Source organism: Streptomyces sp. ERV7, assembly GCF_001653515.1.
GTDB lineage: Bacteria > Actinomycetota > Actinomycetes > Streptomycetales > Streptomycetaceae > Streptomyces.
On record NZ_LYOY01000073.1, the window covers coordinates 1 to 26,463 of the forward strand.

Sequence of the window (26,463 nt, forward strand, 5' to 3'; positions counted from 1 at the left end):
CGCCCACCCGTCCCACCAGGGCCGCCGCGAGCTGAGCAGAGCTGCGCCGGATTGCTCCGCCGCTCCCTTGCCGCGCTCCGGTAGGCCATGCCCAGATGCGCCGAACGCTCTTCTCGCCCCTTCGGGCATTCCGGCGAAGAGACCGCCGTACGCGCGGCCCACAGCGGCCGGTCCACTCACGCATCTGCCTCTGGACGGCGCCGCGACGGGCTGCGGGACGTTCCGCCCCGATGACCGCGTACGGCGCGGACTCCCGTCCGCCGGTCCGGGGTCACGCACGCCACGACGTTTTTCCTCCTCACGAGAGAACGCCATGCCTTCGCCTACCTCCTCGCTCAAGCGCGCTCTGCGCACCGATCTGACCTCGTCCCTCGTGGTCTTCCTCGTCGCCCTGCCCCTGTGTGTGGGCGTGGCCGTCGCCTCCGGAGTACCGGCCGAACTCGGCCTGATCACCGGTATCGTCGGCGGCCTCGTCACCGGGCTGCTGCCCGGCAGCAGCCTTCAGGTCAGCGGTCCGGCCGCAGGGATGACCGTCCTCGTCCTGACCGCCGTACGCGAACACGGCCTGTCCGTACTCGGAGTGATCGTCCTCGCGGCCGGGATCATTCAACTCACCTTGGGCGCACTGCGGCTGGGCCGCTGGTTCAGGGCCATCTCGCTCGCCGTCGTCCACGGCATGCTCGCGGGCATCGGCCTGGTTCTGATCGCCGGGCAGTTGTACGCGCTGGCCGACCGTAAAGCGCCCGGCAGCGGCACGGCCAACGTCGCCGGCCTGCCCGGCCTCGGGGCCGACATCCTCCGCTCCGGGCCGGCGCTCACCGCGCTCGGCGTCGGCGCCGGAACCATCCTCCTCATGGTGGTCTGGAAGCGCCTGCCGGACAGGGCGCAGTTGCTTCCCGGTCCGCTCGTCGCGGTCGGTACGGCGACCGCCGTCACCGCCGCCTTCGACCTGCCCATTGCCCGGGTCCAGGTCAGCGGGCTGGTGGAGGCGATCCAGCCGCCCGCCGTCGGCGACTTCGGCCGTCTGGCGGACATCGGCGTGCTCGCCACCGTGGTGGCCTTCACCCTGATCGCCTCGGCGGAGAGCCTGTTCAGCGCGGCGGCCGTCGACCGGCTGCACCACGGTCCCCGTACGGACTACGACAAGGAGCTGATGGCCCAGGGAGCGGGAAACACCGTCTGCGGGCTGCTCGGAGCACTGCCGATGACCGCAGTGATCGTACGCAGCGCTGCCAACGTCCAGGCGGGTGCCCGCACCAAAATGTCGCGCGTGCTGCACGGTGTGTGGCTCCTGCTGTTCGCGGCGATGCTGCCCGGTGCGCTCAGCGTGATCCCGACCGCCGCTCTCGCCGGAGTGCTGGTCCACGCGGGCTGGAAGCTGCTGCCGGTGGGTGAGTTGGGTCCGCTGTGGCGTGAACACCGGGGCGAGGCCGTGGTCCTGGTGGTGACCGCGGGATCCATCCTGGCGACCAACATGTTCGAGGGCGTCCTCATCGGCATCCTGCTCGCGGTGGCGAAGACCGCATGGGAGACGTCGCACGTGCACATCGACGTCACCGACCAGGGCGGCGGCACCGTACGGGTGCGCATCACGGGCAACGCCACGTTCCTGCGGCTGCCGCGGATCCTGGACGCACTGGAGCGGCTGCCCCACGGCCGCGGCGTCGAGCTCGACCTCAGTGGGCTGCGCCATCTCGACCACGCCTGCATGAGCGCCCTGCAAGGCTGGGCCGACCAGCACAACGCGCAGCACACCGACGCCGTCCGGCTGATCCGCACCGGCTGACACCACGACGCACCCGATGCGCGAGCGGGACCCGTCGCGCACGTACACCTGCGGCGGGCCCCGCTCCGATCCCGTGGCGACAGAGCTGTGCCGCCGTGCGGCGGCGGCCAACCGGGGGACATTACGGCGGGCGCGGCGGCGGGCCAGGGCCGGCGCGGCAACGGGCGTGCTCTGCTGACCTACGCACCGCGCTCACCCCGACGATCACCGTCCCGTCGACCCATTGACCGGATGAGGAGAAACCATGTCCCAGCCGACCCGGCCCACCCGGCGCAAGTTCCGCCCCGCCTGCACCGTCCTCGCCGGCTTCGCCCTGGCGCTGTCCGCCGCGACCGCGGTCGTCGCCGTCTCGCCCCCGCTGTCCCACCCCCGGACCATCCGGCACTTCGATCTGGCGAAGGGCCAGCAGCCCGAGAGCATCGCCGTCGAGCCGGACGGCTCCGCTGATCTCACACTGTCCTTCGCACGTCAGATCGCCCGGGTCGACCGCAAGGGCCACCTCACCCTCCTCGCCACCCTGCCCGCCCCCGCACATCCCCATACCCCGCTCATCGGCGCGGCCGTCGTCACCGGCATCGCCCGTGCCCACGACGGCACGCTCTATTTCGGCTACGCCACCGGCACCAAGGACCTGCACGGCATCTGGCGCCTGCGCCCCGGCGGCAGGCCCGAGCGGATCGCCACCCTCCCCGTGACCGGATTCCCCAACGGCCTCGCCCTCGACGAGGACGAACACTGCCTCTACAGCGCCGACTCGGCACTCGGCGTGGTCCACACCCTTCCGGTGAACGGCGGCACCGCGAAGACCTGGTCCGACGACAAGCTGATCAAGCCCACCACCGCGTTCGGCGCCAACGGCATCAAGGTGCACCACCACGCCGTCTGGGTCAGCAACAGCGACACCGGCACCCTGGTACGCATCCCCATCCGCCGCGACGGCACGGCCGGACCCGCCCAGGTCCGCGCGAGCGGCCTGCCGGGCATCGACGACTTCGCCTTCACCGGGCACGGCGACGCCCTGATCGCCGCTCTGAACGTCCCCAACACGGCCGCCTACATCACCGCCGACGGCCATCACCACACCGTCCTCACTGGCAGCGACGGCCTGTCCAACCCCACCTCGGTGGCCGTACGCGGCAACGCCGTCTACGTCCCCAGCGCCGCCTACTTCACCGGCGCCAACCCCAACCTCCTCCGCGCCGACCTACAGCACTGACCACACCCGCCACCGATCGCTGCAACCCCTCGCAGCCGGATAAGCCCGCGCGGCCGGCATTCCGTACTCACTCCACGAATTCTCCTGGTTCCAGGGCGAGTTGGACAAGCGGCGGCGTGGTGGGACGAGGTGAGCCGCCTTCTGGTTCGTCGGTCACCGCGAATGCCGTGCTTCCGGGTGCGATTCCGGTGACCACGGCCGGATGTTCGCCGCGCACCAGCCCGGCCGAGCGCGGTGCCGCGTTCTGACCTGCCATCACCCACAGTTGCCGCACGCGTCCTCTGGGCGGCGCGCCGAGTCCGACCACGGTCACCACGGCGCGGTGCAGCCCGGGTGCGGCGACCGCGCTGATGCCGCGTCCCCGACTGTCCCGCTCCGTACCGGTACGCGCGTCGGGAGCGGCGAGCACCTCGGCGATCGATGCCGCCCGGGCCCGCTCGGCATCGAGCCGGTCCTGGGTACGGTCCAGTTGCACCCCGAGCAGCACCGCGCCGGCCAGCGCGAGTGCGGCGGCCCCGGCGGTGGCGAGGAGCAACGGGCGGCGCACGGCGGGCCTGGGGGGCCGCAGTGGCGTCGACGCGGCCGCCGGCCGCTCCTGTTCTGTCGTGCGTATCTCCCTGAGCACTCGCTCCCGCAGGGCGTCCGGGGCCGGACGTGCGGTGGCGCGCCCCAGGCGCTCCGTCCCGGCGGCGAGCTCTCGCACCTCGGCGGCGCAGACGGCGCAGCGGGCCAGATGGCGTTCGAAGCGTCGCAGCTCGCGCGGCTCCAGGGCGTTGAGGGCGTAGGGAACGGCGAGGGAATGGACGCCTCTGATCCGGCTGAGGGGGGCGAGGGGGTTCATACGGCCTTCTCCAGGCATTCGCGCAGGCGCTGCAGACCGTCCCGCATCCGTGTCTTGACCGTGCCGAGCGGGACGGAGAGCCGCTGGGCGACTTCCCGGTAGGTGTAGCCGTCGTAATAGGCGAGCGTGACCGACTGGCGCTGGAGGCTGGTGAGCCGCTCCAGGCAGCGGCGCACCCAGTCGCGTTCGAGACCGCTCTCCACTTCCTCGGCCACTTGGTCGAAGGCGGGCCCCTCGGAGCGCCGGGCGGCCTTCTCCTCGCGCTCGCTCGCGGCCCGCGCCGAACGCACCCGGTCAACAGCCCTGCGATGCGCCAGAGTGAGCACCCACGACAGGGCGGTGCCGCGCCCCGGGTCGAAGCGGGCGGCGCGGCGCCACAGTTCGAGGAGCACCTCCTGGGCTACCTCCTCGGACTGCGCGGGATCCCGCAGCACCCGGCGCACCAGGCCGTAGACCGGCCCGGACACCAGGGCGTACAGCTCCTCGAACGCCTTCTGGTCGCCTCCGGCCACCAGGACCAGCAGCCTGTCGGCCTCCACCGGCTCCCCCTCTCCGCAGGCGCCATTGTCCCGTCGTCGCCCCTTCGGAGCGAGAGGCCGAGGCGGATTGCCCGTGCCACCAATCCGCTGCGGGCCGGGCTCCGAATGGCTTCCCGTCAAGCACGCCACCGCACCACGAGAAGGACGGAAGCGATGACACCGAACACCAGGAGCAGGCCGGCACGCCGCTCCATCGCCGTGCTGGCCGCTGGTGCGCTCGCCGCCGGGGGGCTCGCAGCCGCCGGTGTGCCCGCGCTGCGGCCGGGGGCGGCAAGCGCCTCCAGCCACCGGGAGGCCCCGCTGATCTCGGGGCAGCCCCAGTACGACAACACCGATGTGTACGCGTTCGTCAGCCCGGACCGGCCGGACACGACGACGCTCATCGCCAACTGGACACCGTTCGAGGAACCGGCGGGCGGCCCCAACTTCTATCCGTTCGCCGGCGACGCCCAGCACGACATCCACATCGACAGCGACGGGGACGGGCAGGGCGACCTGCTGTACCGCTGGACGTTCAAGAACCGCGTCAAGAACGGCAACACGTTCCTCTACAACACCGGCCCGGTGACGACACTGGACGACCCGGACCTCAACTTCACCCAGACATACGACATCGAGCTGCTGAAGCTGAAGGACCAGAAGGTCATCTCCAGCACCAAGCTCGCACAGGGCCTGCCGGTGTCGCCGTCCAACGTCGGCAAGGCGTCGATGCCGGACTACGGCGCGCTGCGCTCACAGGCGGTGCGGCAGCTGCCGGGCGGGACGACGGCGTTCGCGGGTCAGGCAGACGACCCGTTCTTCCTTGACCTGCGCGTCTTCGACCTGCTGTACGGCGGGAACCTCTCCGAGGTCGGAAAGGACACCCTCAAGGGCTACAACGTCAACACGATCGCCCTCCAGGTGCCGAGCGCCCAGCTGCGCAAGTCGACCCGGCAACCGGTCATCGGGATCTGGTCGACGACCCAGCGCAAGAACGCCTCGGGCGGCTGGAGCCAGGTGTCCCGGCTCGGGATGCCCCTGGTCAACGAGGTCGTGGTGCCGCTCAAGGACAAGGACAAGTTCAACGCGTCCGCGCCCTGGAACGACGCCGACTTCGCCTCGTACGTCACCAAGCCGGAACTGCCGAAGCTGATCGAGTCGATCTACAAGATCAAGGCTCCGGCGCAGCCGCGCACCGACCTGGTGTCGGTATTCCTGACCGGGGTGAAGGACCTCAACCAGCCGCCGAACGTCCGCCCGGCGGAGATGATCCGGCTCAACACCGCCATACCGCCGAGCAGCTCGCCCAAGCGCCTTGGCGTCCTCGACGGCGACACCGCGGGCTACCCCAACGGCCGCCGGCTCGCCGACGACGTGGTGGACATCTCGCTCCAGGTGGTGGAGGGCGAACTGACCGGCGCCAAGAACGACTTGGGTGACGCCGTCAACGCCAACGACGCGGAGTTCGGCAAGAGCTTCCCATACGTAGCACTGCCGGCCTCGGGGTCGCAGGGCCCGCTCGCCAAGAGCAGCAAGAGCAGTGCCCGGACGAGCGGTGCGACGAGCACTCAGCTCACCGGTGGGGCGCGCCCCGTCTCGTCCGGCGGCGATGAGAACACCCTCCTCATCGGCTCGGCGGCGGCCGGTGCCGCGGGCATCGCCCTGATCGGCACGGGCCTGGTGTGGTGGCGGCTGCGGCGCCGGGAGACCGGCGCGTAACGCCTGCTCCGGACCGTCCGACGGCCCCTGCCACACCGGGAAGTCAAGCCCGAAACCGTCGCCCCGGCCCGGTGGTCCCCACCGAGCCGGGGCGGCCCGAAACCGCCCCGACCAACCAGATGACGGCCGCCCATCCGGAGAGCCGCATCGCAACGGCTGCCCTTGGCCACCGAGCACACCCGGCCCCGTCCGCACCGCGGCGACCGGCCTCCTGGCCCCGTCCTGCCATCGGCCGCCCCGTCCGCGACCAGCTACGCAACGCCCCGGAACGTTCCTCACGCCTCCTGAAAGGATCCGCCATGACCAGCACCCAGGCCACGCCCGCGCCCCGGTGGCGCGGGAAGGTCCTGCGTCGCAGCGCCGTCGCCCTGGCGCTCGCCGCGGGGCTCAGCCTCGGGGCGCTCGCCTTCGACGGCCAGGACCCGCCGCGTGCTCCCGCCGTGGCCGCCGCCCCTGCGGGCCGCCTCGACCCGGCCGATCTGCCGCGCGGCATCACCGCCCTGCAGGCCCACCTCAAGGCGCAGCCCAAAGACGCCACCGCGTGGGCCGGGCTGGGCGCCGCCTACGTCGAGCAGGCGCGGACCAACGGCGACCCCACCCGCTACGCGCAGGCCGATCAGGCCCTTGAGCACTCGCTCAAGCTGCGGCCCACCGACAACGACGCCGCACTCGCGGGGCGCGCGGCGCTGGCCGCCGCCCGCCACGACTTCACCGGCTCGCTCACCGCGGCCGACGCCGCACTCGCCGTCAACGGTTACGACGAACTGGCCCTCGCACTGCGCGTCGACGCCCTGGTCGAACTCGGCCGCTACGACGAGGCGTTGACGGCGGCGCGCACCGCAGACGAACGCAGGCCAGGCATCCCCGTCTTCTGCCGGCTCGCCTACGTCCACGAGCTGCGCGGCGACACCGACGCCTCCCACCGGATCCTCACGCAGGCCCTCGACTCGGCCACCGGTCCCGGCGACCGCGCCTACGTAGCCACGGCGCTGGCCCAACTCGCCTTTGGGCACGGCACGTTCACAGAGGCGGGGCAGTGGGGACCCGGAGCGGGCGCGGTGCCCGTACCGGGGACTCGCCGCCTACGGGCCGCAGGACGCCGAGTGGTTCTTCGGCCGGGACGGCGCCACGGCGGAGCTGGTGGGGCGGCTCGCCGAGCGCGTGGGCCACGGTCCGCTGGCCGTGGTCGCGCCGTCCGGCGCGGGGAAGTCCTCGCTGCTCCAGGCGGGACTGCTGCCCGCACTGCGGCGTGGCGCGCTCCCGGTCGCCGGGTCCGCCGCGTGGCCCGCCGTGGTGTGCACCCCGACCGCGCACCCGCTCAAGGAACTGGTGCGCTGCACAGCCGATCTGCTGGGCCGCGCGGGCGCCGGGCTCACCCCCGAGGCTCTGGCCGAGCGGCCGTACGCCCTGCCGGCCGCGGTGCGCGAGGCCCATGGTCACCCCGGACTCGTCCTCGTGGTCGACCAGTTCGAGGAGGTCTTCACCCTCTGCGCCGACGAGCACGAGCGCCGCGCCTTCGTCGCCGTCCTGCACGCGCTGGCGACCGGCAGCGGGTCGGGGACCCCGACGGGAGCCGCGGCTCCGGCCGAGGCGGCCGTGGTCCTGGGGGTGCGCGCCGACTTCTTCGGGCACTGCCTCGACCACCCGGAACTCGCCGAGGCCTTCACCCACGGCCTGTTCGCGCTCGCACCGATGTCCGACGCCGAGCTGCGCGCCGCCGTCACCGGTCCCACCGAGCGGGCCGGGCTCACCCTGGAACCGGGCCTGGCCGAGCTGCTGCTGCGCGATCTGCGCTCCGGCCCGGCGGCCTCCCCGGGCTCGCTGCCGCTGCTGGGCCACGCCCTGCTGGCGACCTGGCAGCAGCGCGCGGGCCGCACCCTGACGGTCGCGGGGTACGAGACGACCGGCGGCATCCACGGAGCGGTGGCCCGCACCGCCGAGTCCGTGTTCACCCGCCTCGATCCGGCGGAACAGCGGATGGCACGCCACCTCCTCGTACGCCTGGTGCAGGTCGGTGAGGGGGCCGCCGCGCAGACCCGCAGACCCCTCGAACGCGCCCTGATCCCCGGCCAGTCGGCGGATCCGGAGGCCGCCGCGCGCGCCCTCGACGCGTTCGTGCGGGCGCGGCTCGTCACGGCGGGCACCCAGACCGTGGAGATCACCCACGAGGCGCTGCTGCACGCCTGGCCCCGGCTGCACGGCTGGATCGAGAGCGACCGGGCCGCCCTCGTCCAGCGCCAGCAGCTCGCGGACACCGCCGTGGAGTGGGCGCGCGCGGCCCGCGACCCCGGGCTGCTGTACCGGGGCGCGCGGCTCGACGCGGTCCGCGGCTGGGACCGGCGGCCCGGCGGCGGGGACCGGCTGGGGGCGCGCGAAGCCGCGTTCGTCGCGGCCTGCCTGGCCGAGGAGGAGCGCGGCCGCCGGGCGGCGCGCCGCCACGTCCGGGTCCGCCGCGTCCTGCTGGGCGCCCTCGCCGCGCTGCTCACCGTCGCCCTCGCGGCGGGCGCCGTGGCCTTCCGCCAGCGCTCCGACGCGTACCAGGAGCGCCGCACCGCCCAGTCGCAGGCCATGGCGGTGCGGTCGGAGGCGCTCGCCGAAGGGCGGCCGGAGGCGTCCATGCTGCTCGCGGCCGCCGCCTATCGGACGGCCTCGACGCCCGAGTCGCGCGGGGCCCTGCTCAGCACCCAGGCCCAGTACTTCGACGGACGTCTGACGGGTCATCAAGGGGCCGTCAACAGCCTGGCGTTCAGCCCCGACGGGCGTCTGCTCGCCTCGGCCGGGTCGGACGCCTCGGTACGGATCTGGGACACCGTCCACCACCGGGAGACGGCAACGCTCACCGGGTACGACGGCCCGGTCACGGCCGTGGCCTTCGCCCCGGACGGCCACCGGCTGGCGACCGCGAGCACGGACGGGTCCGTACGCCTGTGGGACATGCCCTCGCACCGGATGACCGCGATCCTGACCGGCCACCGGGGCGCGGTGCGGTCGGTCGCCTTCGCCCCGGACGGACGCGGCCTCGTCTCGGGCGGCGCCGACCGCACGGTACGGCTGTGGGACGTGCCGGACGGTACGGAGCGCGCGGTGCTCACCGGGCACGGCGACGCGGTGATGGGCGTCGCCTACGCCCCCGACGGGCGGACCGTCGCCTCGGCGGGCGCCGACCGGACGGTACGGCTGTGGGACGCGGCCGAAGGACGTCCGGGCGCCGTGCTCACCGGCCACACCGACCAGGTGCTCGGACTGGCCTTCGCCCCCGACGGGCGCACCCTGGCGTCCGGCAGCGCCGACCGCACCGTACGGCTGTGGAACATCGCCGACGGTACGGCGGGCGCGGTCCTCACCGGCCACGGCGACGATGTGAACGCCGTGGTCTTCAGCCGCAGCGGTGACACCCTCGCCAGCGCGAGCGGCGACGGCACGGTCCGGCTGTGGGACCCGGTGAAACGCCGGGTGGCGGCGGTGCTCTCGGGCCACACCGACTATGTCCTTTCGGTCGCGGCGGGACCCGACGGGCGCCTCGCGAGCGGCGGGTTCGACCAGTCGGTGGTGCTGTGGAACCCGGGCGGACCGGTGCTGGTGGCACGGCCGTTCACCGAGGAGTGGCAGTCGGCCTTCTCGCCGGACGGCCGGCTGCTGGCCGCCGCGGCGGCCGATCACACGGTACGGCTGTGGGAGGTGGCCGGGCACCGCCCGCTCCCGCCGCTCACCGGCCACGACGGCTCGGTGTTCGCCGTCGCCTTCTCGCCCGACGGCCGTCTGCTGGCCTCCGCGGGCGCCGACCGCACGGTCCGGCTGTGGGACGTGGCCCGGCGCCGGCTCCTCACCACGCTGACCGGGCACGACGGTTCGGTGTTCGCCGTCGCGTTCTCCCCGGACGGGCGCACCCTGGCGTCCGGGAGCGCCGACCGTACGGTACGTCTGTGGCGCGCGGACGGCGGTGCCGCGCCGGCGGTCCTGCGCGGCCATACGGACTTCGTCAACGCGGTCGCCTTCAGCCCGGACGGGCGCACCCTCGCCACGGGCAGCGACGACCTGACGGTCCGGCTGTGGGACCCGGCGGGACACGCGGTGCGCACGGTCCTGCGCGGCCACACCGGCTCGGTGCGCGGTGTGGCGTTCTCGCCCGACGGCCGCACCCTGGCGAGCGGTGGCAACGACGGGACGGTCCGCCTCTGGGACCCCCGGCGCGCCGCCTCCCTCCGCTCGCTCACCGGCCACAGCGGGTCGGTGCGCGCGGTGGCCTTCAGCCCGGACGGGGCGGTGCTCGCGAGCAGCGGCAGCGACCGGACCGTACGGCTGTGGCAGCCCGACTCGGGACGGCTCGTCGCCAGCCTGAGCGGCCACGCGGGCGCTGTCTGGGGCGTGGTCTTCGCCCCCGGAGCCGCCGGACGGGCGCGGACACTGGCGAGCAGCAGCAACGACGGCACGGTCCGGCTGTGGACGACCGACCTGCGGGCGCGCGAGGGCGAGGTCTGCCGTCTCCTCGGGGACACGGGGCCGCGCAGCTGGGCCCGGCTGCTGCCGGGGCTGCCGTACGAACGCGTCTGCGGGCCGGCCGGCTGACGGCGGGTCAAGCAAGGTCCGCCGGTGCTGTTTCCCCGGGTGTTTCCCGTTTCACGTCCCGACGGGCGACGCCCGCCTCCTCGACAGCGCCCCCGGCGGGCGGCCAGGCTCGACCCGTCCCGACCAGCGGCGGACGCCACCCCCACCTCTCGCGATGCCGCTCCATGAGGCACGGGACACGTGCAGGACTCGTACGACGCGAACAAGGAGCACGCACACCATGAACGTACGCAACAGGCTCGCCCTGATGGCGTCCGCCACCGTACTCGCGGCCGGACTCACCGCCGCCGTTCCCGCCGTGGCCGCCGCCCCGGCCAAGGCCGCCAAGCCCGCCGCCGAGTGCGGGGTGCGCTCGGACGGGCGGCTGTACTGCGGCAACAAGGCGGGTGCGAAGGGCTACGCGGACCGCTCGTACCGCTCGGCGACCCGCGGCCAGCTGAACGGCACCTTCAGCTGGTTCGCGTGCTGGGGCCACGGCGACCCGCACCAGGGCCAGAACGACATCTGGTACTGGACCCAGCTCGACAACGGCGCCTGGGGCAATGTGCCCGCCGTGGACGTGAACACGGGCCAGGACCCGGCCTACGGTCTGCGACAGTGCTGACCGCCGGTCGTCGATGACACCGGAGCCGTCCGCCGAGCTCTCCCCGGCGGGCGGCTCCGGCATGTCCGGGTTCAAAGACAGGCTCTCAGCCCCGCTGGAAGCTGCGCCGGTAGGCGTGCGGGCTGGTGCCGATCAGGCGCTTGAAGCGGTCCCGGAAGGCGGTGGGGGAGCCGAAGCCGACCTGGAGCGCGATGCGGTCGACGGGGTGGGCGGTGGTCTCCAGGAGGTGCTGGGCCCGGCGGATCCGCGCCCGGTGCAGCCACTGCAGCGGCGAGGTGCCGGTCTGCTCGCGAAAGCGCCGGTGGAGGGTGCGGGCGCTCATCCCGGCCCGGGCGGCGAGGTCGTCGAGGCTGAGGTCGTCGCCCGCGTTCTCCTCCATCCAGCGCAGCAGCGGTTCCATCGTCGAGCCGCGCGGGGCGGGCGGATGGTCGGGCACGATGAACTGGGCCTGTCCGCCCTCGCGTTCCAGCGGCATCACCGACAGCCGCGCCGTGTCCGCCGCCACCGCCGAGCCCAGATCCCGGCGGATCATGTGCAGACACAGGTCGAGCCCGGCGGCGGCACCGGCCGAAGTGAGCAACTGGCCGTTGTCGACGTAGAGGACCGCCGGGTCGACATCGATCGCGGGGTGGCGCTCGGCGAGCAGCGCGGCGGCGGCCCAGTGCGTGGTGGCCCGCTGCCCGTCGAGGAGCCCGGTGGCGGCGAGTACGAAGGCACCCGTGCAGATCGACGCGATCCGGGTGCCCCGCGCGGCGGCCTGCCGCAGGGCGTCGAGGACGTCGTCCGGGACGGGCGCGGCAGGGTCGGCGCAGCCCGGCAGGATCACCGTGTCCGCTTCCGCCAGCGCGTCCAGGCGCCGGCGGGCCCGCAGCGTGAACGCCCCGGCGTCGACCTCCTCGACGGGCGCGCACACCTGGACGCGGTAGGCGGCGCCGCCGCCGTCGGGCAGCCGGGTGCGCTGGAACACCTCGATCGGCGTGGACAGGTCGAAGGGGATGACTCCGTCGAGGGCGAGGACGGCCACGGTGTGCATGGCTCAACCATAGAAGAGTGCCCGGATCGGGGCGTTCAGCCTTCGAATCGTTGCATCATCAACCGTTGGGCCCATAAGAATCATCGTTTTCGGCCATGAAGACCGGTGGATGTGCGGCCAACTTTGCGATTCGCGCGCGGATGTTCCATCATCGTGACCGCGCGTCAGTTCTCGACGCGTCTCAAGGAGTCAGGGGCACGGGGAATCCCCTGTACACCGATCGATCCCGCAGGCGGCGAGCACACGGTCTCGCCATGCCGCGGTGATTCCCGACCAGTTCCGTTCACCTAGGCAAAGGCCGCATGTCCGCCCAGCAGCTTTCGGACCTCATCCGGTTCGCCCGTCACAACTCGCCCTTCTACCAAGAGCTTTACGCGTCCCTGCCGCCGGACGCCGACCGTCTCACCGACCTCCCGGTCGTGGACCAGGAGAAGTTCTGGGCGGCCAACACCCTCGACGGCAACCGCGTCCTGACCGGACCCCTCAGCGAGGCGACCGTCTACAAGACCGGCGGCACCACCGGGGCGCCCAAGTTCTCCGTCTACACCCGCGACGAGTGGCGCACCTTCGTGACCGCCTTCGGCCAGGGCCTGGTGGACACCGGCCTGCGCCCGGGCCACCGCGTCGCGGACCTCTTCTACGCGGGCGAGCTCTACGCCAGCTTCCTCTTCCTGCTCGACTCGCTCGCCCACGCCCCCGTCGACAACGTACGGCTGCCCATCGGCGGCGCCGCGCCGCTGGAGTCGACGGTGGAAACGCTGCGCGACTTCGCGGCGCAGGTCGTGACGGGCACCTCCACCACGCTGTGCCGCCTCGCCGAGCACATCCTCTCGGCGGGCCTGCGGCTCGACGCGGTGGAGCTGGTCCTGTTCGGCGGCGAGGCCCTCTTCGACGACCAGCGCCGGCTCCTGGCCACCGCGTTCCCCAACGCGGCGATCCGTTCGGTCGGTTACGCCAGCGTCGACGCGGGGCTGCTCGGCCGCCCGGTGCCCGGCCCCGACCCCCGGGTGCACCGCGCCTTCACCCCGCAGTCCGTGATCGAGATCCTCGACGACACCACCGGCGAGCCCATCACCGAGCCAGGACGGCCCGGCCGGGTCGTGGTGACCAGCCTCTTCCGCCGTCTCATGCCCGTCATCCGCTACCCCGCGGGCGACCGCGCCGAGTGGACCGACACCGCTCTGGGCCACTTCCGCATCCTCGGCCGCGCCGAGGAAGGCGTCCGCGTGGGACCCGTGTCGCTGTACGCGCAGGACGCGCAGGACGCCGTCGCCCAGGCCGACACCGAGGGCCGCATCGTCGGCATGCAGCTGGTCGTCCGCCGCTGGGAGGGCCGCGACGGACTGGTGCTGCGGCTCGCCACCGCCCCGGGCGACGACGACCCGGCCGCGCTCGAACTGCTCACCAAGGCCGTGGTCACCGAGCTGGAGAGCGCCCGGCCGCTGTATCCGGACAGTGTCAGCACCGGATTCGTGCACCCGCTCGCCGTCGAGTGGGCGCGCCACCGCGACCTCGTCGTCAACCCGCGCACGGGCAAGCTCGTCCGCGTCCTGGACGAGAGGCCGACCGCATGAGCACCCCCCTCGTGGACGAGGGCCGCCGTCGGCCGCTCGTCCTGCGCAACCGTGCCTTCGGCGCGGTGTGGCTGAGCCAGGTCCTCACCCAGGCCGCCGTCCGTATGTTCCAGGTCGGTGTCTCCTGGTGGCTGGTCGCGTACGCGGTCGACGGCGGCCGGGGCCTGGCCTCCGGGCTCTTCATGGCCGTCAGCACCCTGCCCGCCGTGGCGCTCGCCCCGGTGGTGGCCCGTGTCGTCGCCCGCAGCGCCCACCGCTCGGTGCTGCGCACGGCCGCCGCGGTGGCCGGGGCCGTCGCCGTCGCCCTGGCGGTCTGGGCGTGGACCAGCGGGCTGCCGCTGCCCGCCGTCTACGCCGCGACCCTCGCCCTGGCCACCTGCCAGGCCTTCTTCGACCCCTGTCTGACCACCTCGGTGCCCGAACTCGTCGACGACGAGGACATCGAGGCGGCCACCGGCTTCGAGCTGTCCACCCAGTCCCTGGCCGGTCTCGGCGGCGCGCTGCTCGGCGCCGTGACCGTCGACCGCGCGGGCGTGGCCGGGCTCGGCGCGGGCTGCGGAGCCGCCTACCTCGCCGCCGCGCTGCTCGTCGCGGGTGTCCGCTTCCGTACCGCCGCACCCGGCGCCGACGGCGAGGCCGCCGCGACCCAGGTGTCCGAGCCGCGCACGCTCCGCGCCATCCTCGGCGGACTCCCGTACGTACGCCGCATCCTGGTCTGCTTCACCGCGGCCAACCTCTTCACCACCGCCGTCTTCGTCGTCATCCCGCTCTACACCCGGACCGTCCTCGGCGACGGCGGCTCCACCGTGGCCCTCCTGGAGGCGTCCCTGGGGTGCGGCACGCTCATCGGCTCGTTCACCGGCGCCCGGGTGCCGGGGCGGCCCACCGTCACCGGCGCCTGCTGTCTGACCCTGATGGCCTGCGCCCTCGCGCTGCCGGGCCTGTTCGCGGGGCGGCTGGTCTTCGCGGGGTGCCTGGTCGTGGCCGGCTGGTGCGTCGGGGTGATCGGGGTGCGCTTCGTGGCCCTGTTCCAGCGGCTGGTGCCCGCCGCCGACAAGCCCGGGTTCTTCGCGGTGATGCAGGCGGTCCTCGGCGCCTCCTTCCCGGTGGCCTCGCTGCTGTTCGGCCTTGCGGGGGACCACTTCTCCGCGCAGACCCTGTGCCTGGTGCAGGCCGCGGGTCTGCTGCCGGCCGCCGCCGCCCTGGCGCTGCTGGGCTCACCCAACTCGCCCCAGGGCGTCGCGAGTTCGAGCACACCCGCCGACCGCACCCCCGAACCCGTGGGGAGCGGGCGATGAGCGTCCTGGTCACACCGGCCACCGGCGCCGACATCGCCGAGCTGCGCCAGCTCTACTACGCCGTCTACGGGCCCCACTACCCGGCCGGGCTCGGCACCGACCCGGCCGAGATGGCCCGGCTCATCCAGGACCCCGACTCCCTGTGGCTGGTGGCCCGTTGCCCGGACACCGGCGCGCTTGCCGCGTCGGCCGCCATCCACGGCGAGCCGGGCAGCCGGATCGGCCGCCTCGAAGGCCTCGCCGTCCACCCCGACCACCGCGCCGGAGGCCTGGCCGCCACGCTGACCGAGGCACTCTGCGCCCAGATGCTGGACAGCGGGCGCCTGGACTCGGTGTACGCGACGGTCCGCACGGTCAGCGCCGGACCCCAGCGCGTCGTGGCCCGCAACGGGTTCCGCCCGCTGGGCGTCCTGCCCAACGCCGTGGATCTCAGCAGCCGCGAGAGCCTCGCACTCTACGCGCGTCACTCGGCCGGGGTGCTGGAGCGCCGCGTACCGGTGACCGAGGTGCCCGCCGCGCTGCTCCCGCTCCTGAAGGCCGTGGAGAGCTGTCTGGGCGTCAGCTACGGCGACGTCCGCGCCACCGGCCCGCTCCCGGCGGCCGGGCGCGGTCCCACCGAGCGCCTGGAGATGATCGAGGCGCCCGCCTTCGTGCGCCGCCGCTTCCGCGAGCGCTTCCCCGACACGGCCGGCTGGTTCTACCCGCTGCACACGCCCAACGTGCTGCTCACCCCCGACGACGGCAGCTTCGAGGTCTACGCGTACTTCAACCGCACCGGCGGCTACTGCTCGCTCCTGACCGCCCACCCCGACCCCGCCGCCGCGGCCGCCCACCTCGAACCCGTCACCCGGGCCCTGACCCGGGCCGGGGCGGGCTATGTGGAGGCACTGGTGCCGCTCGCTCACCACCAGGCGCTCTCCGCGTTCCTGGCCCAGGGGTTCGTCGCGGGCGCGCTCTACCCGGCGATGCGCGCGGACGGCGACGGCTTCCACGACTACGTCGTGCTCTCGCGCACCACCGAGCAGATCGACTTCCGCGGCGTCGTCGTCGAGCCACCCCTCCAGCCCTATCTGGACTGCTATCTGTCGGCCTGGGCGTCGACCTACCTGCCCACACTAGAGGTTGCCTCATGAACCCCCATCTCGCCCCGGTCGGCGTCCCCGACCCCGCCCTGCTGCCGCATGTGCAGGAGCTGTGCGACCTGACCGACCCGTACGCCTGCGGGCCCGCCGAGGACGCGCTGTTCGCCGCGGCCATGGCGGAGACCAACGCCTGGCACGCCGCACGCTCCCCGTTCTTCCGCTCGCTGTACGAGGCGGCGCCGCCCGCGCACCCGTACCGCGCGCCGCTGGTGCACGCCAACTTCTTCAAGCGCCACGAAGTGCTGTCCATCCCGCGCGAGGACGTCGACCTGCATCTGACCTCCTCCGGCACCACCGGCCAGAAGTCGCAGATGTTCTTCGACAACTGGACCATCCGCTCCGCCCAGCGCATGGTCGCCCGCATCTTCGAGCGCAACGGCTGGATCACCCCCGACCAGGAGGTCAACTACCTCCTCTACAGCTACGAGCCGGCCCCCGCCCTCAACCTCGGCACCGCCTTCACCGACAACTACCTCTGCGACTTCGCCCCGGCCCGCACCGTCGAGTACGCGCTGCGCAACACCGGCGGCGGCCATGAGTTCGACCCGTTCGGCTGCGTCGCCGCACTGCGCCGCTTCGAGCACGACGACGCCCCGGTGCGCATCCTGGGCTTCCCCGCCTTCCTCTACTTCACCCTGGAGCGGATGCGCGCCATGGGGCTGCCGCCCCTGCGCCTGCCCGAGGGCTCCCTGGTCGTCCTCGGCGGCGGCTGGAAGGGCCACGCCGACCGGCGCATCGGCAAGGACGAGCTGTACGCCCGCGTCACCGAGCAGCTCGGCATCCCCGGCGACCGCATCCGCGACACCTTCGGCTCCGTCGAGCACTGCATCCCGTACATCGAGTGCGACCACCACCGGCTGCACGCCCCCGTCTGGTCGCGCGTGTCCATCCTCTCCACCCGCACCCTGGAACCCCTGCCGTACGGCGAGACCGGCTATCTGCACCTCGTCTCCCCGTACATCACCTCCGTACCGGCGCAGAGCGTCGTCATGGGCGACCTCGCCTCGCTGCACCCCGGCGAGGAGTGCGGGTGCGAGCTCGGCACGGACTGGTTCACCGTCCACGGGCGCGCCGGAGTGAGCCGCAACAAGAGCTGCGCGGTGGCCGCCGCCGAACTGATGAAGGGCATGTCGTGACCGCAGGGACGAAGACCATGGACCGCGCAGACGAACACCACTACTGGCAGGGCGCGTTCATCGGGGACGAGGAGGCCGGGCGACGCCTCGCCGAGCTGCCCGCGGCCGTCGAGGAGGCGCTCGCCGGCCCGCTGGAGACCGAGACGGTCCTCGCCGCCTGCGACGCGCTCGCCACGGCTCTGCGCGACCCGAGCCACCCGGTACGCGAACGGCTCGCGCGGCATCTGCCCGAGGGCGAGGACCCCGCCCTCCTCGACGAGCTGGCCACCTACCTGGGCCGCACCGAACTCACCCGCAAGCTGCGCCGCGAACTCGGCGGCACCGCCCCGGGACGGCTGAACCGGCCCGACGCCCGCGAGACGGTCTACGAGGCCTGGGCGCCGGTCGGCCTGGTCGCCCACATCGCCCCGGGCAACGCGGCCTCCGTCGCCCCCCTCAGCATCGTCGAGGGCCTGCTCGCCGGGAACGTCAACATCCTCAAGACCAGCGGCGGCGACACCCTGCTCACCCAGCACCTGCTGGCCGAGCTCGCCGCGCTGGACACCACCGGCGCCCTCGCCGCCCGCGTCATCGTGCTGCGCTTCTCCTCCTCCCGGCAGGAGTGGCTGGCGCTGATGTGCGCGCCCGCCGACGCGGTCGCCGTCTGGGGCGGCGAGAGCGCCGTCGAGGGCGTCTCGGCCCATGTGCCGCCGGGCTGCCGTCTGGTGGAGTGGGGACACCGCATCTCCTTCGCCTACCTCACCCGCGACGCCTGGCACGAGAGCGCCACGCTTGAGGCCCTGGCCGCCGACGTGTGCCAGTACGAGCAGCAGGCCTGCTCCAGCCCGCAGGTGGTCTACCTCGACACCGAGGACGAGCAGGACGTCTTCGCCTTCGCCGAGCGCTTCGCGGACGTACTGGCCGCCCGGCCCGCCGCCGAACCCGCGCCCGACGGCCCCGACATCGCCGAGCAGGCCGAGCTGACCACCACCGAGCTGGTCGCGCGCCTTGAGGAACACCTCGGCCTCACCAGGGTGTTCGCCGCTCCCGACGGCTCCTGGCGGGTGATGGCCGACACCCGGTCCGCCCTCACCGCCTCGCCGCTGCACCGCAGCGTGTGGGTCAAGCCGCTGCCGCGCAAGAAGCTGATCGGCGCCCTGCGCCCCATGCGCCGGTATCTGCAGACCGCCGGCATCGCGGCGAGCCCCACCGACACCGCCGAGCTCTCCCGCGCCGCCTTCGCCGCGGGCGTCACCCGCGTCACCCCCCTCGGCGCCATGCTCGCCGGGTACTCGGGCGAGCCGCACGACGGCGTGTACGCGCTCCAGCGCTACAGCCGACGCGTCGCGGTCCAGGCCGACACCCGGTTCGCCACCACCGCCTGCCTGGACGACCTGGCCCGGCCGGTCGTCCTGCCGCCGCCCGGCGGCCCGCTGACCGGCAAGGAGGAGGTCCAGGAGCTCAACCGCCAGGTCTCCAGGGCCGACGCCGAGCTGTACTTCCACAGCGGCGGCAGCACCGGCGCCCCCGCCCTCTCGCTGTTCAGCTACGACGACTACGACACCCAGATGCACGCCGCCGCCCGGGGTCTGCTCGCCGCGGGCTACGACCCGCTGGCGGACCGCACCGCCAACCTCTTCTACTGCGGCGGCATGTACGGCAGCTTCATCAGCTTCTTCTCCATCCTGGAGCGCCTGGGCGGCGTCCAGCTGCCGCTCGCGGCCGGCCCCGACCACCGGGCCACCGCGCGGGCGCTGATCGCCCACCGGGCGGACACCCTCTTCGGCATGCCCTCCTACCTGTGGCAACTGCTGCACGAGGAGGCGGACGCCCTGCGCGAGTACGGCGGCATCCGCAAGGTGTTCTACGGCGGCGAGCACTTCACCGACGCCCAGCAGCGCACCCTGCGGGACACCTTCGGCATCGAGGTCGTACGGTCCATCACCTACGGCAGCACCGACCTCGGCCCGCTCGGCTACCAGTGCGCCGAGAGCAGCGGCGGCGTCCACCATCTGCACGCCGATCTGCACACCATGGAGATAGTCGACGCCGACGCCGACCGGCCGGTGGCGCCGGGCGAGACCGGGCGGCTCGTCTTCACCACGCACGCCCGGCGCGGCCAGCACCTCGGGCGTTATGTGATCGGCGACCTCGGTCGCGCGGTCGAAGGGCGCTGCCCCTGCGGCAGCCACGCACCCCGCTTCGAACTGCGCGGCAGGACCGGGGACGTGATGCGGGTGGCCACGTACTTCCTCAACCACCGCCGCTTCGGGGTCATCGCGCAGGAACGGGCGGGCTACAGCGGTGAACTCCAGACCGTCCTCACCCGGCGGGACACCCGCGAACGGCTCACCGTGCGGGTGGAACGCTCCGGCGCGGCGGACCCCGAAGGACTGCGCGAGGCGTTCCTCGCGGACTATCCGGACCTGCGCTCGGCCGTGACCGAGCGGCTGCTCGACCTCACGGTCGAGGCGGTAGACGGCGCGTCCCTGGACCGCAGCCCCACCAGCGGCAAACTGCGCTCGGTGGTGGACCTGCGCGGCTGACCCCAGCGCCGCCCCGTCGGCCCGGGCCCGCGCCCGGGCCGACGGGGAAGCGCGCGTCAGCGGTGCGCCGGCACATGGACCATCCGCCCGTCGGGGTCGCGTACCCAGAACCGGCGTACGCCCCACTCCTCGTCCTGCGGCGGGTGCGCGAACTCCGCACCGCTCTCCCGCACGGCCGCATACGCCGTGTCCACGTCGCCGCCGGAGGTACCGGAAGCGGCGCCCGCGCCCCGGTGTGAGCCGGTCATGATCCCGGTGCGCTCGGGACGTGCTCCTTGCCGCCCCTACCCGACGCGGTAGAGCGCCGACCATGCTCATACCCACACCTTCCGACGGCACCCGGCCCGGCTCTGTCCGCTGCTGCCGTACGTTTCCCGACGCCGCACCCTGGGCCGTCTGCCCGGTCGCGACAGTCCGCGACGTTCCTTCCCTCCACTGACAGAACGGAACGCCATGAACACACGTCCGGCGCCGGCCCGCGCGCTGCGCACCGACTTCGCCGCCTCCCTCGTCGTCTTCCTCGTCGCGCTGCCGCTGTGCGTGGGCGTGGCCGTCGCCTCCGGCGTACCCGCCGAACTCGGCCTGATCACCGGCATAGTCGGCGGACTGGTCGCCGGGCTGCTGCCCGGGAGCAGTCTGCAGGTGTCCGGCCCCGCGGCCGGTCTGACCGTCCTCGTCTACACCGCCGTCACCGAGTACGGCCTCGCCGCCCTCGGCGTCGTCGTCCTGATGGCGGGCCTCATCCAACTCGCCCTCGGGGCCCTGCGGATGGGCCGCTGGTTCCGTGCCATCTCGCTGGCCGTGGTGGAGGGCATGCTGGCCGGCATCGGACTGCTCCTGATCGCCGGCCAGCTGTACATCCTCGCCGACCGCAAGGGCCCCGGCGCGGGCGTGCCGAACATCGCGGGCCTGCCCCGCCTGGCCATGGAGGTGGCGCACTCCACGACCGCGCTCACGGCGGCGGCCGTCGGCGCGGGCACCATCGTCGTGATGGCGTTCTGGAAGAGGCTGCCCGGCCGCTGCCAGCTGCTGCCCGGCGCACTGGCCGCCGTGGGCGGCGCCACCGCCCTGACCGTGCTGCTCGGCCTGCCGGTGGCACGGGTGCGGGTGAGCGGCCTCGGCTCCGCCGTCCAGCCGCCGGGCTCCTCGGAGTTCGCCAAGCTCGCCGACACCGGGCTGCTGGCCACGGTGCTGGCGTTCGCCCTGATCGCCTCCGCCGAGTCCCTGTTCAGCGCCGCCGCCGTGGACCGGCTGCACACCGGGCCGCGCACCGACTACGACAAGGAGCTGATGGCGCAGGGCATGGGGAACACCGTGTGCGGGCTGCTCGGCGCGCTGCCCATGACCGCGGTCATCGTCCGCAGCGCCACCAATGTGCAGGCGGGCGCGCGGACCAAGGCGTCCCGTGTGCTGCACGGGGTCTGGCTCCTGCTCTTCGCCGCGCTGCTGCCCGGCGCGCTCACCTACGTACCCACCGCCGCGCTCGCCGGTGTCCTCGTGCACGCCGGATGCAAGCTCCTGCCGGTCAAGGGGTTGTCGGGGCTCTGGAAGACCCACCGGGGCGAGGCGGTGGTGCTGGCGGCGACGGCGCTGGCGATCCTCCTCACCAACATGTTCGAGGGCGTTCTCATCGGTCTGCTGCTCGCCGTGGTCAAGGCCGCCTGGGAGACCTCCCACGTCCACATCGAGGTCACCGACGACGGGGAGGGGCTGGTCAGCGCCCATGTGATCGGCAACGCCACGTTCCTGCGGCTGCCCCGCATCCTGGAGACCCTGGAGAAACTCCCCAAGGACCGTGCCGTACACCTGCATCTGGCCGGACTGCGCCACCTCGACCACGCGTGTCTGAACGCGCTGCGGAACTGGGCGGACGAACACAACCGGGCGAGCAGCGAGGAGGTCCGGCTGGTGCATCCGGCCTGAGAGGAGGGGGCCGCCGCGGAGCCGCGCACGCGGGCGGTCTGAAACCGCGTCAGGGTGGTACGCGTCATGGTGGTGTGCGGCGAGAGCCGTTCCGTGAGTCGTCCATATGGAGCACGAGGCTGAGGAGCCCGCTGTGTCGCGTCCCCGAATTCTCACGCCCGCCGTCGCCGTCGTGGCGGCCGGTCTGATGCTGAGCGGTTGCAGCGACGGCGGTTCGGGGAAGGCGGCCGCGACCGGCGGCAGGTCCGGCGCGTCCGCCACCGGTCCGGGGACCGCGACCGCGACCGGGGGCGGTACGGCGCCGACACCGGCGAAGCCGGACGGCGCCGCGAGCACCGGTGCGGGCGCCGCATCCGGAGGGGGCTGCCGGACCGCGGACCTCGGCTTCGCGATCGTGCCGACCAGCCGTGCCAAGAACCCCGCCATCCAGTACGCGCTGACCATCACGCTCACCAACAAGAGCGCCAAGTCCTGTGCGCTGACCGGGTATCCGGGCGTGGATCTCGTGGGCCCCCTGACGTGGTCGCTGCCGCGCCAGACCGCCGAGCGGCCGCACCGGGTGACCGTGCGGCCGGGCGCCACCACCACCTTCAACATCTACTACCTGCCGTACACCCAGGGCAGCGGCGAGGAGTTCAGGCCGACCCGCATCGTGGTCACCCCGCCGGGCGAGACCCACTCCCACACCCTGCGGTGGCCGGTCGGCTCGATCCTGCTCCAGGACGGGGCCACGCACCCCGGCACATATGTGAGCCCCGTCGGCGCCAAGTAGGCCCGTGGCCCGGATCGGGGTTCACGGACAGGCTCTCAGGAGAAGGGGCGCTGGTCCGGCGGGATCTGCACGATGATCGTGGCGCGCTTCTCCGCGGGGGTCGCCCCCTGCCGGCTGGCCCACGGCTCGTCGGAGCGCATCCACGCCGGGAGGCCCGGCGGGAGGTCGGCCGAGGGGATGGTGGCGAGGTCCGCCGGGGTCAGGGTGCTGCCGTAGCGGACGAGCGGCCGGCTGGTGTCGGGGGTGACCGTGCCGTGCAGCGCCTCCAGCGCGCTGTTCCAGTTCGTCAGCAGCTTGTTCATGGCCACCGCCGGGTCGGTCCCGGAGCCCGCCGCGCTGTCGGGGAAGGTGGGATGGATGACGTGCTGGTAGGCACCGGTGAACGCGGCGCCTGACGGGGTCTCGCGCCAGGTCCGGTACGCGGTGTCCGCGAGGCCGCCCAGCGCGATCACGGCCTCGATGGGCTGGTGGGCGACGATGCCGTCCAGCCATCTGTGCCGGTACGCGGCGATCTTCTCGTCCTTGGCGTGCGTGTTGCCGCCCTGCTGCCCGAACACGCTGTACACGAACGTATTGACCATCACATAGCTCGTGTCGATGCCGAGTTTGGCCAGGAAGCCCTGGAAGCGGCGGCCCGCGGTGCCGACGAGGATCCGGCGGGTGACGGCCTCGTGGGAGGCCGGGTCCTGCCCGATGACCAGCACACGGGCGGTGCCGTCGAGGCGCCCGCGGTGGAAGATCGGGCCCCATTCCACGCGGAAGTCGGTGGCCGGATAGATCTCCGGGCCGGGGTAGTCGCTCACGAGCGTGGCGTACGGCTCCTGTGCGTAGCCGGGATCGAAGGGGTGCATGCGGTGCTCCTACTCCATGCGGGCGATCAGTTATGACAGAAGGTGATCGGTGGATGACATTACGGCATGGTGTCTATTAAGTGATGTTCATCCGATATGTGGTGTTCATCCGTGCCTCCTCGGGAGTGGCGAGAAGGGATGCCCGCAATGTCACCTGGAGCAGACGCCCCGGATACCGGCCGGTTCGCCCTGCGCGGCCGGATCGTCACCCTCGACGCGGCGGGCACCGTGATCGAGGACGGCATCCTTTATGTGGCCGCCGGGCGCATCGCGGCGGTCCTCCCCGCCACCGCACCCGCCCCACCGGGCTTCGAGGCGGTGAAAGCCGTCGACACCCGGGGCTCGGTCTACCCGGGGCTCATCGAACTGCACAACCATCTGCCGTACGACGTGCTGCCGCTGTGGCAGGTGCCCAAGAAGTACGGCAACCGCTCGCAGTGGGGCGGCAGCAGCAACCCCGCCTACCACACCCTGGTCACCGGACCGATGAAGGCGCTCGGCCAGGATCCCCTTCTGATGCCCGCCGTCGTGCGCTACGTCGAGGCGAAGTGCCTCGTCAACGGCACCACCACCAGCCAGGGCATCGCCCTGTTCAGCAACGCGGGCGCCCGCCGGATGTACCGGGGCATCGTCCGCAACGTCGAGCAGACCGACGCACCGGACCTGCCCGAGGCGGCCTCGCGGATCGCCGACGTGGAGGCGGAGGACGCCGAGAAGTTCCTGGCCCGGCTCAAACAGCCGCACCGGCTGCTCCTGCACCTCGCGGAGGGCACCGACGCGGCCGCCCGGGCGCACTTCCAGGCCCTCCAGTTCAAGCCCGGCAAGTGGGCGATCACCGAGAACCTGGTGGGCATCCACTGCACCGGCCTGACGGCCGACGACTTCACCGTCTTCGCCGGACACGGCGGCTCCATGGTGTGGTCGCCGCTGTCCAACCTCCTGCTGTACGGGAATACCGCGGACATCGCCGCCGCCAAGGACGCCGGTGTGCTGATGGGCCTCGGCTCGGACTGGTCGGTGTCGGGGAGCAAGGGTCTGCTCGGCGAGCTCAAGGCCGCCCGGCTGGCGTCCACCGCCGCCGGATCCGTCTTCAGCGACCAGGAGCTGGTCGCCATGGTCACCCGGGACGCGGCCCGGATCCTGCGCTGGGACGGGGCGCTGGGCTCGCTGGGCGCGGGAATGCGCGCGGACCTCGTCGTCGTCGACGGCGCCGAAGGCGACCCGTACACCTCGCTCATCGACGCCCGCGACAAGGACATCCGGCTGGTCGCCATCGACGGTGTCGCCCGGTACGGATCCCGTCGGCTGCTGCACGCCCTGGCGCCGGGGGAGACGCTGGAGCAGGTCCCCGGTATGTCGGCGGACCACGTACTGCATCTGCACGACGGCACGGCGGACAACATCGTGGCCGGGCTGACCCTCGGCGACGCCACCGACCGGCTGACCGGTGCGCTCGCCGACCTCCCGGCTCTCGGCGCCAAGCCCGTCGCGCCGCTCACAGCGGCCCCCGACGGCGGTGTGCGCTGGCAGCTGGCCCTGGACGAGATCGAGCCCACCGGTGCCGAACTGCGCCCGCGCCTGCCGCTGCTGAGCGCGAGCGGGGCACCGCACCCGACCGGGCCCGGCATCGGCGCGCCCACCGCCGCCGGGGAGCTGGAGCCGGTGGTCCTCGACGGGCTGACCGCGTCCGGCGACCGCACCTTCCTGCACACCCTGGCCGACGAGATGAACCTGCCGGCCGACTACGCCGACGCGCTGTCCCGCCTGCTGACCTGACCCCAAATCCCCCTGAGCCCGGGGCGCGTGAACGCCCCGGGCGACCGTCCCCGTAACAGAGTTCCGGCAGAAAGGAGCCCCGCATGCTGGTCACCCGGCTCGCCCTCCTGCCCGGGACCGACGAGGCCGCGGCTGCCGGCCCGCCCGGCAAGGAGGGTTGAGATGGCCGAGAAGGACAAGCACCCCCAGGGCCGGGGCGACCCGGAGGACGCTTCGGAGGAGGACGGACCCAAGACGCCCGACCTGCCGCCACCGATGTCTGCGGCCGCGCCGAAGCCCGGCCACCAGAGCGTGCGCGCGGGCCTGCGGCGCCGGATGCGCGAACTGGACGACCGCCGGGCCCAGAAATCAGCCCCGGACGACGGCGAGGGCCCGGACGAGAAGGGACCGGCCGACGAAGTGGAGCCGGAGGAACCTCCGGACTGACCCGCGCGTACCGTCCGGGTCGCCCACTGGCGGGGGCCGTGGACCACCGGGACGGTACGTATGACCACCGACCTCATGAGGTGACCCGATGCCTCACTCCTCGCCGCCGCTCCCGACGGCAGTCCGACCGGCCCGGCCCGTCACGGCCCGGCAGGGGTTCCTCCGGGCCTGGGCAGCGCTCGTTCCGGCGGCGCTCGGCGTCGCCTACTTCCTGTGGCGCGCCCCGGACGTCGACCTCGCCCGGCTCCAGCTCGCCGGTACGGCCGACGCGGCCAAGGCGGTGTACGACGGGCACGCCGGTGCGTTCCGGGACGCGTTGGTGGCCCAGATGGTGTGGGTCGCCTGCGGCGCGGCGACGCTGCTGCTCGTGTTCCAGATCGGCCACCACACCTACTCCGGGCTGCGCGGCCGTCAGGTCTCCCACTGGACGATGATCGCCACGTTCGCCGGTGCCGTGTTCGGTCTCGTCGAGAACGGTCTGCTCGTCGGCGCGCTGAAGGTGCGGGGCCGCGTCGACGACTGGCCGTTCGCCGCGGCGACGGCGCTGGAGACCGTCAAGTGGCTGCTGCTGGGCGTCTCCACGGTCATCGGCGCGATGGTGTGGGCCACCACGCTCTCCCGGGCGGGCAGGACGGCGTGGAAGGAGGCCAGGAGGGCGAAGCCCCCCGCGCGGACGGACGCCGACGGGGACGGCCGCGCCGAAGGCGAAGCCGGTCCCGACGGCGTCGAGGCCCGTCCTGATGCCGACCGCCGTGCC

At 73.2% G+C, this 26,463-nt stretch carries 19 protein-coding genes and 2 pseudogenes; 15 read left to right on the forward strand and 6 right to left on the reverse strand.

Annotated elements, in window-relative coordinates:
* Positions 1-313: 313 nt before the first annotated feature.
* Positions 314-1,786, forward strand: coding sequence for a SulP family inorganic anion transporter (locus A8W25_RS30130; RefSeq protein ID WP_067167564.1), 1,473 nt, complete (start codon positions 314-316; stop codon positions 1,784-1,786).
* A gap of 244 nt (positions 1,787-2,030) precedes the next feature.
* Positions 2,031-3,002, forward strand: a complete 972-nt coding sequence (locus tag A8W25_RS30135) for a hypothetical protein (protein WP_067167566.1) — start codon at positions 2,031-2,033, stop codon at positions 3,000-3,002.
* 67 nt (positions 3,003-3,069) lie between these two features.
* Here the strand turns inward: A8W25_RS30135 and A8W25_RS30140 are convergent, their stop codons facing one another.
* Positions 3,070-3,843, reverse strand: coding sequence for an anti-sigma factor (locus A8W25_RS30140; RefSeq protein ID WP_067167568.1), 774 nt, complete (start codon positions 3,841-3,843; stop codon positions 3,070-3,072).
* Positions 3,840-4,382, reverse strand: a complete 543-nt coding sequence (locus tag A8W25_RS30145; protein WP_067167569.1) for a sigma-70 family RNA polymerase sigma factor — start codon at positions 4,380-4,382, stop codon at positions 3,840-3,842. Before A8W25_RS30145 ends, A8W25_RS30140 begins: the two co-directional genes overlap by 4 nt.
* A 153-nt stretch (positions 4,383-4,535) precedes the next feature.
* On the opposite strand from A8W25_RS30145, the gene A8W25_RS30150 reads away from it, so the two are divergent.
* Positions 4,536-6,080: a DUF4331 domain-containing protein gene (locus A8W25_RS30150; RefSeq protein ID WP_067167571.1), complete on the forward strand. Its 1,545-nt coding sequence runs from the start codon at positions 4,536-4,538 to the stop codon at positions 6,078-6,080.
* 275 nt (positions 6,081-6,355) lie between these two features.
* On the opposite strand, the gene A8W25_RS35865 is transcribed toward A8W25_RS30150, so the two are convergent.
* Positions 6,356-7,093: a hypothetical protein gene (locus A8W25_RS35865; RefSeq protein ID WP_158942813.1), complete on the reverse strand. Its 738-nt coding sequence runs from the start codon at positions 7,091-7,093 to the stop codon at positions 6,356-6,358.
* On the opposite strand from A8W25_RS35865, the gene A8W25_RS30160 reads away from it, so the two are divergent.
* Both A8W25_RS30160 and A8W25_RS30165 read left to right on the forward strand, forming a co-directional pair.
* Positions 7,086-10,646 carry a WD40 repeat domain-containing protein gene (locus A8W25_RS30160; protein WP_067167574.1) on the forward strand — a complete coding sequence of 1,187 codons (3,561 nt, stop codon included), beginning with the start codon at positions 7,086-7,088 and terminating at the stop codon, positions 10,644-10,646. The genes A8W25_RS35865 and A8W25_RS30160 overlap by 8 nt on opposite strands.
* A gap of 220 nt (positions 10,647-10,866) precedes the next feature.
* Complete coding sequence (locus A8W25_RS30165) at positions 10,867-11,250, forward strand: hypothetical protein (RefSeq protein ID WP_067167576.1); 384 nt, start codon at positions 10,867-10,869, stop codon at positions 11,248-11,250.
* Positions 11,251-11,335: 85 nt separating this feature from the next.
* Here A8W25_RS30165 and A8W25_RS30170 read toward each other — a convergent pair whose 3' ends face one another.
* A complete protein-coding gene (locus A8W25_RS30170) occupies positions 11,336-12,283 on the reverse strand; it encodes a GlxA family transcriptional regulator (protein WP_067167578.1) in 948 nt (315 codons plus the stop codon).
* A gap of 302 nt (positions 12,284-12,585) precedes the next feature.
* Here A8W25_RS30170 and A8W25_RS30175 point away from each other — a divergent pair, with 302 nt between their 5' ends.
* The 5 genes from A8W25_RS30175 to A8W25_RS30195 are packed head-to-tail and all read left to right on the forward strand — an operon-like array spanning position 12,586 to position 19,958.
* Complete coding sequence (locus tag A8W25_RS30175) at positions 12,586-13,857, forward strand: phenylacetate--CoA ligase family protein (protein ID WP_067167579.1); 1,272 nt, start codon at positions 12,586-12,588, stop codon at positions 13,855-13,857.
* Entirely contained in the window at positions 13,854-15,155 is a 1,302-nt protein-coding gene (locus A8W25_RS30180; protein ID WP_067167581.1) for an MFS transporter, read from the forward strand. Before A8W25_RS30175 ends, A8W25_RS30180 begins: the two co-directional genes overlap by 4 nt.
* Entirely contained in the window at positions 15,152-16,288 is a 1,137-nt protein-coding gene (locus A8W25_RS30185) for a GNAT family N-acetyltransferase (protein WP_067167583.1), read from the forward strand. The genes A8W25_RS30180 and A8W25_RS30185 overlap by 4 nt, the downstream gene beginning before the upstream one ends.
* Positions 16,285-17,433 carry an acyl-protein synthase gene (locus tag A8W25_RS30190; protein ID WP_067167585.1) on the forward strand — a complete coding sequence of 383 codons (1,149 nt, stop codon included), beginning with the start codon at positions 16,285-16,287 and terminating at the stop codon, positions 17,431-17,433. Before A8W25_RS30185 ends, A8W25_RS30190 begins: the two co-directional genes overlap by 4 nt.
* Positions 17,434-17,450: 17 nt before the next feature.
* Positions 17,451-19,958 carry an acyl-CoA reductase gene (locus A8W25_RS30195; RefSeq protein ID WP_067167595.1) on the forward strand — a complete coding sequence of 836 codons (2,508 nt, stop codon included), beginning with the start codon at positions 17,451-17,453 and terminating at the stop codon, positions 19,956-19,958.
* A gap of 56 nt (positions 19,959-20,014) precedes the next feature.
* Here the strand turns inward: A8W25_RS30195 and A8W25_RS30200 are convergent.
* Positions 20,015-20,155, reverse strand: a pseudogene (locus A8W25_RS30200) (VOC family protein); the annotation flags it as partial.
* 256 nt (positions 20,156-20,411) lie between these two features.
* Here A8W25_RS30200 and A8W25_RS30205 point away from each other — a divergent pair.
* Entirely contained in the window at positions 20,412-21,881 is a 1,470-nt protein-coding gene (locus tag A8W25_RS30205) for a SulP family inorganic anion transporter (protein ID WP_067167586.1), read from the forward strand.
* Between the two features lie 133 nt (positions 21,882-22,014).
* Positions 22,015-22,653, forward strand: coding sequence for a DUF4232 domain-containing protein (locus A8W25_RS30210; RefSeq protein WP_067167588.1), 639 nt, complete (start codon positions 22,015-22,017; stop codon positions 22,651-22,653).
* A gap of 35 nt (positions 22,654-22,688) precedes the next feature.
* Here the strand turns inward: A8W25_RS30210 and A8W25_RS30215 are convergent, their stop codons facing one another.
* Positions 22,689-23,504, reverse strand: coding sequence for a uracil-DNA glycosylase family protein (locus tag A8W25_RS30215; protein WP_067167590.1), 816 nt, complete (start codon positions 23,502-23,504; stop codon positions 22,689-22,691).
* A gap of 147 nt (positions 23,505-23,651) precedes the next feature.
* Here A8W25_RS30215 and A8W25_RS30220 point away from each other — a divergent pair, with 147 nt between their 5' ends.
* The 3 genes and pseudogenes from A8W25_RS30220 to A8W25_RS30230 form a co-directional block, all read left to right on the forward strand.
* The gene (locus A8W25_RS30220) at positions 23,652-25,280 is read left to right on the forward strand and encodes an amidohydrolase family protein (protein ID WP_067167591.1); all 1,629 of its coding nucleotides are present in this window, start codon (positions 23,652-23,654) and stop codon (positions 25,278-25,280) included.
* Positions 25,281-25,442: 162 nt separating this feature from the next.
* Positions 25,443-25,706 (forward strand): hypothetical protein, encoded by a 264-nt coding sequence (locus A8W25_RS30225; RefSeq protein ID WP_067167593.1) that lies wholly within the window; start codon positions 25,443-25,445, stop codon positions 25,704-25,706.
* Between the two features lie 88 nt (positions 25,707-25,794).
* Positions 25,795-26,463, forward strand: a pseudogene (locus A8W25_RS30230) (hypothetical protein); the annotation flags it as partial.